The organism is Mucilaginibacter metallidurans (assembly GCF_003286435.2).
GTDB classification, from domain to species: Bacteria; Bacteroidota; Bacteroidia; order Sphingobacteriales; family Sphingobacteriaceae; genus Mucilaginibacter; species Mucilaginibacter gossypii.
Window position 1 is genome coordinate 1,843,269 of the sequence record NZ_CP043449.1, and the last position, 12,576, is coordinate 1,855,844.

The window sequence follows — 12,576 nt, forward strand, 5'->3', positions numbered from 1 at the left end:
ACTGACCATATATGAAAAAGTTAAAAAAATATATGAGTGCCTTAACGCCGGTGTTGATTGCAGCCCTGTTGCAAACTGCCTGCAAAAAGGATGGCGGCTACCATGACGCTACAGGCACCAACTCAAAATTTGCGGGTAATACTTATGAGTATTTAAAAAGCAAGCCCGGTGTATATGATTCATTACTGGCGGTAGTCAACAGGATGGGACTGCAGCAAACGCTCATGGACAGCAATGTTACCCTTTTTGCGGTTACTAATCCAAGTTTTCAGCTTGCAATTAATAACCTGAATACATTAAGAAGGCAAAGCGACAAAGATCCGCTGTTTTTGGCAAAAATTGATGGCGTACAGTTGGACACCATGGTTTCATATTATATTATCAGGGGTAAACGTACAACTGATTCCCTGCTGCTGCAGGACGGGCTTGATCTTTTCAGCGTACGTTTCGGATATCCTATGCATGGCAAGGTTTCCAAAATATCAGCTTCCGGCCTTACCGGTGGCGGCCCGGATCTTATTGAGTTTAGCAATACCAAACGCAGCAAGTTTATCAGAAACTGGTCAACCACTACTACCGGCTCCAATAATATCAGCACCAAAAATGGTATTGTTCATGTGGTAAGTCCCGATCATATTTTCGGTTTTGATGAATTTGTATCCCGATTAACCTTTGTTCCGCCACCGCCGAACCTGATGACCCTGATAGGTGGCAAGCTTACCGTTTTGAGAGATAACAATGGCGGTCCGGATAATGGCGAAGGCTCTAAAAAAGTAATTGACGGCGACGATCATACCAAGTTCCTGGCCGAACTTCAGGGACGGTTATGGATGCAGTTTGAGCTAAATGAGCCTGCCGTATCAGGGGTGTATACGCTCACATCTGCTAATGATGCACCTGAACGAGACCCCAGGGCCTGGACTTATGAAGGCTCAAATGACGGCAAAACCTGGACGGAGTTAGATCGCCGGAGTAACTTCTTCTTCGAAGAACGATACCAGACCAAAGTTTTCAGGTGCCCTAACACCACCGCTTATAAATTCTACCGGGTGGATATTTCCGAGCTGCGTGACGGGGGCCTTTTCCAACTGGCCGAATGGACCATCAATAAAGTAAAATAAGGCATGGAAGATCAAAATATCAATACATTAAAAAAACGAAAAGAGATGCAAACATTCATAAAAATGGGATCTGTAGCTCTACTATTTGCTGCAGTCGCGCTCAGTAGTTGCAAGAAGATGTATGACATTCCCGATGAAAAAGATTATCTGAGTTCGAATGTAAACTACAGCAATAAAGTTTTTGAACCGATTTTAGGTCGAACCACTTTAATGGGCGGGTTTAATGGAGATAACTCAACCCAGCCATTAAAGTTTGAGATCATCAACGCGCGTTTTGGTGATGGTAAACCCGTAACAGATCTTTTTCAAAAAAGACCAACCTATGTATGGACAGCGCCCTACAACGGGCTTGAAAAGAGCCTGGCCGAGATAGAGGCAAAACGCAAGCTGGAAGATCACCCTTTATTTGAAGTGCGCTCGTCGGGCGAGTTCATTATGTGGGCTTCTTCCAATAATGAGCTGATCAAGCCCAGGCCGTCTGATAGTACCAATTTTCCGCAGGATACGCGCTATTTTGACATAAAAATAACCAACACGGGTGGCAGTACTATAATTCGCGACCTGCAGGTACGCCCATTCCGCGAGCGTCCTTATGAGCCTTCTGACGACTTTAACATTTACTCCGGCCTGCCTGCGCCTCATCCCAAAACGCCTTATAATCCGGCCAGCCGAAACTACATCAGGCCATTTTTAAACGGGGTAATAGGCCAGGTAACCGACATTCCGCTGCAGAGTAATGACGATAAAAAGGATGTGGTGGTTTATATCCGCCCGTTTACCGGCGGTACGGGAAATTCGTTAAGGTTCAAGTTTCTGAACAAAGACTCAGTAGAGATGAATCCGGCCCTGTTTAACGAAACTACCTGGGATAAAATAGTGCATGGCTTCAACATGCAAAAAACTACAACATATGTACAATACGATGTTGCATATCCTATTCCTTTAGTTGAAATACCAACTGTATATGCTCCCGGAGGAACCAGGGACCATGCCGAATTTAAATATTCGCGAATTGGTTTTGGCGGCAGCAGGGTAGTGGCAAGCTTCGGGATAGATTTCGCTATATACAAAAAAGGCGACTGGGAGATAGTGTTCCATTTTTTGAAGGACAATCCAAAGTTTGAAGACGAATAACCGAATTAAAACTTATCACCATGAGAAAACACATACTATTTTATATAGTGCTTGCTGTTTGCACGATCTTATTCTGCGCAGATGTTCATGCACAAGCACAAAATATAACGGTTACCGGTACGGTGGTTGAAAAAGCTACCAATAAAATTTTACCCGGTGTAAATATATATATGGGCAGTAAAGGCCTGACACAAACTGATTATAAGGGAAAGTTTACCGTTTCTGTACCGGCTAACAGCACACTTACTTTTACGTTTGTAGGTTTTGTTACGGAAAAAGTAAAACTTGAACCCGGGCAAAAAAACATAACTGTAACGCTGACTGAAGACAAAAAGGGCCTTAATGAAGTAATTATTGTGGCCTACCAAAACAGGAATAAAGAATCATCGCCAGGCGCTGCGGTTACCTTAACTCAAAAGGACATCCAGGATGTGCCGGCATCAAACGTTGAAAACCTGCTGCAAGGAAAAGTAGCTGGTTTAAACGTTCAGAACAATACCGGTGCTCCAGGTTTCAGGGGCTCCGTTCAGGTGCGTGGTTTATCAGCCCTGAGTGTATCGGGCAGTGGCAGTGAATCGTTCCTGCAACCTACATCCCCCCTGTATATTATTGATGGGGTACCTTTAGATGCGGATAAGGCTGCTGAGTTTGGTTTTCAAACGCAGGGGCCGGGGGTAAGCCCGTTATCATTGATCCCGGTAGAGGATATCCAAAGCATACAGATCATGAAGGATGCGCAGGCAACTTCCATGTATGGATCAAGGGGGGCTTATGGCGTAATCATTATAACCACCAAGCGAGGAAATTCTAAAGTACCCCGGGTAAGGTATACCGGCAACTTCTTCGTTAACGCCGTCCCACAGCTGCGCGCAACACTGGGTGGTAATTCCGAACGCCGCGCAAAAATTCAGCAGATATTATCCAATGCAACAATTATTGATGAGTTAAGGAAATTGGGGCAAACCGGTTTCCTGGCTGATAGTTTGAACGCATATTGGAACAACTCGACAAACTGGCAGTCCATTTTTTATGGCACAACACATAACCAAAGCCATAACGTAGCCTTAGACGGTGGCAACGACCGCTTTAACTACAAAGTGAACATGGGGCTTTATTCGGAAAAAGGCGTGATCAAAAACACCGGTTTCGACAGGTATAACCTGAATATGAACATGGAGTTTAAGCCAAATGATAAATTCAGGTTCTTTGGTTCATTGTTCGGCTCGTTGGGAAGCCAGGCTAAGGGCAATGGTGTGGGCTTACTGCAACAAGGAGTGGCCTCGAATGGTCAGGCATCTACACTGCTGCCGCCTCCTTCGTTTTATCTTTCACCAGATGGCGTAACATCAGCTTTGCAAACCCAAAACAGTAACAGCACCAGAAATATCCGTACCAATATTGATGGTCGTTATGAGTTTATCCCGGGATTGGCGCTATCCTCAAGCATCAGTTATGATTATACCTCGGATGCCGAATCAACCTTCACGCCCGCAGCTGCAAATGCTCAGTTTGCGCAGGTATATGATTATGAGGGCCGTAATTTCACATTATACAACCGTAACGCACTTACCTATGCCAAAACATTCAGCGCCGACCATACCATATTCATTAATACGTTTAATGAAATATATAAACAAGGCGGCCAAAGCGGTATCATCAGGCAAAACCGTATACCTAATGATCAATTGCAGGGGCCGGTAGGGTCCGACCCATATAACTCAAGAGGCGGAGGTGTATTGTCGAACTTTAAAAATGCCACCATCGCCTCATTTGCAGGCTCCTTTAACTACGATTATAAAAAGAAGTATGTACTGGAGTTATCATACCGCTTAGATGGTACATCCTCAAACGGCTTAGAGAATCCGTATTCCAAAAATCCCGCAGCCGGTTTCAGGTGGAATTACTACAAGGAAAACTGGTTTAAAAATTGGGATTGGCTCACTTCAGGAGGTTTAAGGTTAACCTGGGGACAAAACATCGTGCCAACCGGCAGTTTGCAAAGTATTTATGGTTTGTACAATCTGAACGGCAATTTCAACAACAATCCAACTATCGGCATCAATTATGAATTTGTGCCTAACCCGGCATTAAAGCCTACTACAACTACGCAGTACAACCTTGGGTTTGACATGACGATTTTGCAGGGTAAAGTCGACCTGACTTTTGACACTTATTACAAAAAGGTTGATAATTTACTTTTTGACCGGTTTTTACCTAATAGTACAGGTTTTCAGAAAAAATCCAGCAATGACGTATCCATTGCCGATTATGGATATGAGCTGATGGTAACGGTAAGGCCTTTAACCGCCAAGGATTTTAACTGGACAGTATCATTTAACGGCGCCATTAACCGCGATTACCTATTGAGGTTACCTGCCGAATACAACGGACAATACATCAAATTTGATTATAATAACTATCAGCACATTGTTTTCAGGGTAGGTAAGAATACATTGTCAAATTACCTGCTGGTTAACCAGGGCGTTTATTCAACCGATGGTGACGTACCGGTAGATCCTGTAACCGGAAAAAAATATCAAACCGGCGGGCTTGCCTTTAAAGGCGGCGACCCGAGGTTTAAAGATGTTAACGGCGACTACATCCTTGATGACCGGGATTATGAGATAACCGGTAACTCACAACCTTTAATTACGGGTGGTATATCGACAAATATCAACTACAAAAATTTTGGATTAAATATTTATGCCTCCTATACCGCCAAGAGAACAATATTAAATAACGCGTTATCAGACAGGTTGTCGATCATGAAGGATCCTTATGCCCTGCTGGCAGCAGTTCCATTGGACGATCTGGATATATGGCGAAAACCGGGTGATCAATCCAAGTATCCTAATCCCTATTCGTTTTCGAGGTTCAATCAGATAAAGCCACTTCGTTCCGATCAAAATTTGTGGCAGGAAGAAGGTTCATACCTGAAGATCAACACGGTTACACTATCCTACATGTTTGACAAAAAGTTTGTACGAAGGTTCGGGTTCAATAACGTTAGGGTTTATTTCTCAACCAACAACCTGATCACATTTTCGGGATATAATGGGCCCAACCCCGAAAACGTGACCTCTCTGGGCCGGGATATATCAAGCGGGTACCCGGTACCGCGCACATATAATTTAGGTTTAAATATTGAACTCAATACAAGTAAATAAAACTCAAGATCATGAAAAAAAGTGTTATATACATTTTAGCAGCGGCAGCAAGCTTGTGTTTACCAGCCTGTAAAAAGTTTCTGAACGTACAACCCATTGATAAACTAACAGGGAATAACTTTTACCAATCGAAAGATGACGTTGTGGCTAATATTTATGATATGTCAAGAACATTTTTTGGCAAGATCAATGAAACGCATTTTATTGGTGCTACGGGCGAATATCGTTCGGGAGAGGTTTTATCTGAACCTCAGGCAGATAATGGGCCCGCACGTGCATATGTAGAGGTATTAGGCCGGAATGACCTGCTTGGGCTTATCAACGGCAATCCGCCCTGGAATTTTTACAACTTTTATCGCATTACCGACTGGACAGGCTATTACCAGGTAATACAAAGTGCCAACATCCTCATCTCGAAATTGGAAGCAGGCGTGCCCGGCGTATCAGACAGCGAAAAAAAGCAGTTTGAGGGCGAAGCGGCTTTTATACGCGGGCTTGCATACTTCTTTATGGTAAGGCTTTATGGCGACGTACCTTATTATACCGATGCTTACCATTCAACAGCTTTACCGCGCGAAAACATGGTATCTGTTTTAAACAAAAACATCGCCGACCTTAAAAAATATAAGGACGGTTTGCCTTGGACTTATTCTGATCCTGCTTTAAAAGGGGTACGTGCAAGCAGGGGCAGCGTTATCGCGCTTATCATGAACATGAACATGTGGAATGCCGGTTTCGACAAACCCAATGCAACCAAGTACTACCAGGAGACTGCAGACCTTGGGCAGGAATTGATTAAGAGCAATGCTTACAGGCTGTTACCCATCAATGAATGGGCCACGGTTATCAAAGGCCGGTCGGACGAGAGTTTGTTTGAGTTTTATCGCAGTATAAACTATGGCGATCAGAACACCAATGTTGCCCCTATTGGCGATATGTTTCTGCATTATCCATATAAAAGGCCGGAATATACGCACCGTATAAGCTTTGCCTATTTCAGGGCCGAGTATATGCAAAAACTATACTCAGGTACGGCTGACAAGCGCGCTACAACCTGGTTTAACTCAGACATCTACGCCGATAACGGAAAGTTCATGATGCTGAAATTTGCTCAAAATTCATTTGCAACCGGGGAGGAGGACGCCAATCCTGACAACACCTTTATGATATTCAGGTACGCAGGTGAAATACTGCTCTGTGCAGAAGCGCTGGCGGAACTCGGTCAGGACGATCAGGCTATTGCTTTGCTGAATAAAGTAAGGGACAGGGCAGAAGCTTCGCGCTATACCGGAGGCGGGGGGCAAGACCTTAAGGATTTTATTTTCTTGGAGAGATCGCGGGAACTGATGGGCGAGGGGCACCATTACTTTGACCTGGTACGTACCCGCAGAATTATGAACAGTGAATGGTCATATAACGTATTGACGCTGGACAAATTTAACCGTGGTGCCTGGACATGGCCAATCAGCAATAACGCCCTGGCCAATAACCCCTTCATGACATTAAACATGTATTGGGTTAACGGAGGTAATTAACCTATTCCTAAAAAGTAATGATAAGAAATATGAAAAATATAATTATTGTTTTTGCCGGGTTTTTACTGGTGCTTACCGGCTGTAAACGCGATGAGTATTATAAAGACGGAGGTAAAGCTAAGGCTGATTACCCTGCCGATATGCTTCAATACCTGCAGGATAAAGCAGTACCGTTTGATACCATTGCCCAGATCGTAAAACTGGCTGGTATGGAAGAAACATTCCGCAAAAGTGATTTTACCTTTTTTGCACCAGACGATGATGTTATAAAAAGAACGATAGGTGACTACAAAACCAGGGGCTCTTTAAATCAATTTTTGTACGAGGCCGGCCGTGATACCGTGAAAAAGCTGTCGGACATCGACTCGGCCATATGGAAAAAATATCTGCAACGGTATATGTTCAAGGGGATCAACCGGCTTAAAGATTATCCGCAAATAGATTTTAACCTGCAAAATCAGTATCCCGGAGCGCTTTATTATTCATACAGCGGCGATGTGGTGAACATTGGTGTGATATATGACGACGCGAACAACATCAAATACATTGGTCCGCGTACATTGGTAATCAGTTATATCTATGACATCAATAATGCGCAAAACGTGGTTTTCGGGAATAAGGTTTCATCGTCTGATATCAAACCTACGAACGGGATAGTACATACCCTGCAATATGACGGAGCCTATTTTGGGTTTAACCGGTACGACTTTTATGAGGAAATATACTTTGCAGGCCTTCATCATTCTGAGTAAAACATTATTAACAATATTCTTTCAATGATAATAAATTGAATATGAGAAGACTTAACTATATCATCACGTTTATCCTGCTGGTGCTCATAATAGAAGCTTGCAAAAAGGATAAGACAGTTTATTCTGACCCCTATGGAGAGGGAAAGCCACCGTTGGGGGTCATCCTTAGCCGTGACGCAATACCTGCACCAGCAAATGGGACGGTGGGTACCGAGGTAACATTCAAAGCCACCGGACTTATTCCTTATAAAGGCAAAATAAAGTTCATGTTTAACGGCGAACCCGGTCAGGTTACCGAGGTAACAGAATCAACTATTAAGGTAAAAGTTCCACCATTTGGCAGCACAGGTATTACGTCAATAGCAATTGACGATCAGTTAGTGCTCGGGCCGGTATTTAAGGTATCCGGATTGATTAATATCGATCCTTCTTTCAGGGCAACTGCCGGAGCAAATGGCAATGTAAACCAGGTGTATCCTCTTGCCGATGGCCGGAACCTGGTGCTGGGTTGGTTTACCAATTATGATAATAAAGGGATTATCACCCCGCTTAACCGCATTGTAAGAACATCGGCAGATGGCGAGTTTGACCGCACTTTCCGCACGGGTAAGGCAGCAAACGGATCATTATCGAGAGTAATAGAACTCGGCGGAAAATATGTGATAGCCGGAGGATTTAGCGGCTACAATCAGCGCACAGAAAACATCAGTAATATTACCACATTAAATGTTGATGGCAGTATTGATACCATTGGCGTAAAAACCTACAGGCGCCCATCCCAAACAGATACAACCAAATATTTTCCGAAGTTTAACGGCGGTACTAACGACTATATATCTAAAATATACAAGCATCAAAACAAAATACTGGCAACAGGGAGTTTCAGATATTATGTAAGACGGGTTTATACCGAACATAATCATGATTTTACACGCGACACGGTGATTCTTGACAGTACGGAGATCCGGCAAATAGCCCGTTTTAACCTGGATGGAACACTTGACAAAACCTATCGTTTTAACATAGCGACAAACAAAGGCCTGCCTTCGGCAAATGGCCCTGTTGACTCGTACATGCATACAGACGCTGACCAGCTGGAAAAACTGGTGCTGTTTGGAAGTTTTACCACGTTTGACCAAAAAACAGCGGGGCGGCTGGTTCGTTTGAGCCCCAATGGCACCATTGATGATTCATTTAAAACCGGGACAGGTACCGATAATAGCATCTCATCTTTAACGTACAACCCTGTAACCAAAAAATACCTGATAACAGGGATTTTCAGAACATACGATGGCAAACCGGCCATCAGCATGGCGCTGATTAATTTGGATGGTAGTCTTGATCAAACTTTCGTAGCTAAAACATTTGAGGGAGGCTATCCTGGTTTTGCCCGCCAGCTTAATGATGGACTGGTAGTAGTTAGTGGCAGCTTTAAAAAGTATAATAACGTTACCCGCAATGGTTTTATGGTACTAAATACCAAAGGTGAACTTGCCGGGAATTACAATACTACCGGACCATTTTCAGGTACATTGTCTGATATCATTGAAACCAAATCGACTGATGGAAAGCGGGCGTTATTGCTGATTGGTGGTTTTGACCATTTTGATAACATTCAGGTTAGCAATATTATACGCGTTACCATCGAATAAATTTTAATTGAACTTATAATCTATAAAGAAATGCAGAACAGGAAAAAATACAAACAGATCATTTTTTCAATTATTTGTGCATTGGCTGTTGCTACAATATCATGTAATAAGGATTTTGTGCGCACGCTGCCCGATAAAAATTATACTGATACAGCCAAAGCAACATCCGGCGAACGTAAGGTTTTGTACCTGATTGTTGACGGGGCACGGGGCTCATCAGTAAATAGCGCTAATGTGCCTAATATTAAAGCATTACTGCCCAGTTCAATTTACAGTTGGGTTGCATTGAGCGATCCGGACTCGACCCGCGACGTAAGCAACTGGGCCAATATGCTAACCGGCGTAAAAAAAGAAAAGCACAAGATCTTGTCGGATGATTTTGCGGGCAACAACCTGGCAACTTATCCTGTGTTTTTTGAAAGGATAAAAGAAGAAAGACCAAATGCCAAAATCGTTTCTTTTTCCTCCTCGGCTATTTTTAAAAATAAGTTAACACAGGGTGCTGCCGTAAGCGAGTTGTATAGTACTGATGAGCAAATTAAAACAGCTGTAGTTAATGACCTCAATACCGACACGGCACAATTGATAGTTGGCCATTTTAACGATATTAAAGAAGCAGGTGCCAAATATGGATTCGACAATTCATCGTCGCAGTACAAAGCTTCTATCGAAAAATTTGACGGTTATGTAGGTGAGATTGTTAATGCCCTGAAAAAAAGGAAAAATTATGCCAATGAAGATTGGCTGGTAGTGATTGCGTCGAGCGGTGGTGGTAAATTCAATATCCCGGTTACCGAGAACGATAATACAGTTTTCAGTAACACCGCCGCCAATACATTTACTATCTATTACAATCCAAAATATAAACAAAGAATAATAGGTAAACCATTTACCGGCAACAGGTATTTGGGGCGCACAGTACGTTTGAAAGATACGGGGGTGAGAGCCGAGATAGATACAGCTGATATCTTTAACATCGATGATACTACCAAGTTCACCATCGAGCTAAAAGTTAAGAAGAATGAGGATAAATTCTTTTGGCCAAGTATTCTCGGGAAAAGAGCGCAATGGTCGGCAGGCCATCCGGGGGTTGGCTGGGTGATTTATCTGGAAGATGCTTACTGGTATTTTGAATACCGGGGGACTAAGGATAACGATTATCATCAATGCCGTGGCGGCGATTTACAAAAGGGCAGATGGCAAAACCTGTCGGTTAAATGTGAAATACGCGCAGGCAGACGATATATCAGAACGTATACCGACGGGGTTTTTAATAATGAGCTGGATGTGACCTCATCAGGAAGTTTTAGTAACAGTAGCCCTTTAAAGTTAGGCTATTTAAATGGTACCGGGCATGGTACACCTGATGTGTATGTAACCGATATCAGATTTTTCAAGGTCGACGTACCCGATGCCGTGATCGGAAATTATGCCTGCGAAACATCCATTAGCGAAGGTCATCCTTATTATACCTTTTTGGCAGCATACTGGCCGGGCACAGATGGCCAGGGCGACAAGATCAGGGATGTTGGCCCGCAAGCCCGCGACTTTCAATTAAAAGGCCCTTATCAATGGGAAGATTTTAATGATCTGATCTGCCCGCCGCCGGCAGGGGCACTGGCCATATTTGTTCCGCAAACGGCAGATATCCCGGCGCAAATAATAAACTGGTTCAGAATACCTAACAGGCAGGCCTGGGGGCTTGACGGCCGCGTTTGGCTTGACCAGTAAAAAGCTAACCATTATAAACTAAATTATTTGATGATGAAAAAATACAGATATATCTTGTTTATCGGGTTAATTGTCCTGATAGCGGGAGCCTGCAAGCAAAATGATCTTGATGAGCTGAAGCCAATTCAAAACACCGACAGAAACGTTTCCGGCGCAGGAGCCAATACTGGTGATGCAACTGCCGGTAACGAAATAGTTAAAGTTCCATTTAAAATATCCTTATCAGGACCGGCAACCAAAGCATTCCAGGTTGGTATAACATTTAATAATGATACGGTAACCAAACTAATAGCAAATGGTACACTTAAAAATACGGTAATATTACCTGCGGGTACAATTGATTATCCCGGCGTAATCAACGTAGCATTTGGGTCAGATACCGCAACTGCCGTTGCCAGTGTCAGGTTATCGGCCATCGAGGCTAATTATGGTAAAAACGTAGCTTTTGCATTTAAGCTTACGAATCCGGGTAAAGGCAATCAAATCAAAGGATCGCAATCAAATATCCTGGTGGTGCTTGATACCAAAAAGCTTATTAAAGAAAGTGATATTCATTACGTGTCGCTTTTGAATGGCGGTGGCATTATGGATGTTGATTATCAAAAAAACTATACAACATCACCGGCAGGTATCACTATTCCGTTAACTGTAAACCTGGCAGGTGTACCCGCCGGTGCGTTTAATGTTCATGTAAAATTGAACAGGGATACTATTGCCACTTTGGTAAATAAAAAAGTGCTGCCCGATAACACTATAGCGCTTAACCCCGATCAATTTTCTATTGATACCCTGATTAGGGTAAAATCCAACGCAAGTACAGGGGTGATACGTTTATCAATAGGCTGGCCTGTTTTTGATGCCAATATAGTTGCCAATAAACGTTTTGGCTTTGTGGTGAGTTTGGTTAATCCGTCAAAACATATACTGCATCCAACAAAAAGCAAGTTGATCGTTTTGGTAGAGCCAGAGGTTAACCTTGATAATAACTCTTACATAACCGGAAACGGAACGGGCTTAAAAGCGGAATACTTTTCAAACAATCAATTGCTTGATTTTGATGGCAGGAAGCCCGATCTGGTACAAATAGAACCAACTATTGATTGGCCTAATGACGGGGTTTGGCAAGCCGCTATACCAGGTATAAGTCATGATAATTTTTCGACCAGGTGGACTGGCGAGTTCCTTGCACCCGTTCGGGGTGAGTACGTGTTCTGGCAGAACGAATGGGACGACGGATCAAGATTATATATAGACGGCAAGGCCATTATTAATGATTTCACTACCGAGTGGGATAAGGATAGCCGTACCGCCAAAATATTTCTGGAACGGGGTAAACGCTATAAAATAGAAGCCGATCATCGCGAAAACGTGGGTGGCCAGCGCGCCCGTTTAACTTTTGAAGTTCCGTCGGCCGGCATCAACGGTAGAAGAATAGTACCACAAAGCCAATTATTCCCCGCCCCTTAAGCCAGCTACGCTAATTG

The 12,576-nt window shown here is 43.3% G+C and carries 8 protein-coding genes; all 8 read left to right on the plus strand.

All coding sequences use genetic code 11. The annotated features are described in order from the left end of the window. Positions 1-11: 11 nt before the first annotated feature. From DIU38_RS08045 to DIU38_RS08080, 8 genes are read left to right on the plus strand one after another with little or no spacing between them, the layout of a single operon-like run. Complete coding sequence (locus DIU38_RS08045) at positions 12-1,121, plus strand: discoidin domain-containing protein (RefSeq protein ID WP_090527426.1); 1,110 nt, start codon at positions 12-14, stop codon at positions 1,119-1,121. 3 nt (positions 1,122-1,124) lie between these two features. Then, entirely contained in the window at positions 1,125-2,255 is a 1,131-nt protein-coding gene (locus tag DIU38_RS08050; RefSeq protein WP_243771205.1) for a DUF5007 domain-containing protein, read from the plus strand. A 20-nt stretch (positions 2,256-2,275) separates the two neighbouring features. Beyond that, the gene (locus DIU38_RS08055) at positions 2,276-5,422 is read left to right on the plus strand and encodes a SusC/RagA family TonB-linked outer membrane protein (RefSeq protein ID WP_112652952.1); all 3,147 of its coding nucleotides are present in this window, start codon (positions 2,276-2,278) and stop codon (positions 5,420-5,422) included. Between the two features lie 11 nt (positions 5,423-5,433). Then, positions 5,434-6,957, plus strand: a complete 1,524-nt coding sequence (locus DIU38_RS08060; RefSeq protein WP_112652951.1) for a RagB/SusD family nutrient uptake outer membrane protein — start codon at positions 5,434-5,436, stop codon at positions 6,955-6,957. Positions 6,958-6,986: 29 nt separating this feature from the next. Further along, entirely contained in the window at positions 6,987-7,709 is a 723-nt protein-coding gene (locus tag DIU38_RS08065; protein ID WP_167516112.1) for a fasciclin domain-containing protein, read from the plus strand. Between the two features lie 41 nt (positions 7,710-7,750). After that, the gene (locus tag DIU38_RS08070) at positions 7,751-9,361 is read left to right on the plus strand and encodes a DUF5008 domain-containing protein (protein ID WP_112652949.1); all 1,611 of its coding nucleotides are present in this window, start codon (positions 7,751-7,753) and stop codon (positions 9,359-9,361) included. Positions 9,362-9,391: 30 nt separating this feature from the next. Then, complete coding sequence (locus DIU38_RS08075) at positions 9,392-11,092, plus strand: alkaline phosphatase family protein (RefSeq protein ID WP_112652948.1); 1,701 nt, start codon at positions 9,392-9,394, stop codon at positions 11,090-11,092. A 33-nt stretch (positions 11,093-11,125) separates the two neighbouring features. Continuing rightward, the gene (locus DIU38_RS08080) at positions 11,126-12,559 is read left to right on the plus strand and encodes a PA14 domain-containing protein (protein ID WP_167516113.1); all 1,434 of its coding nucleotides are present in this window, start codon (positions 11,126-11,128) and stop codon (positions 12,557-12,559) included. The last annotated feature ends 17 nt before the right edge of the window (positions 12,560-12,576 follow it).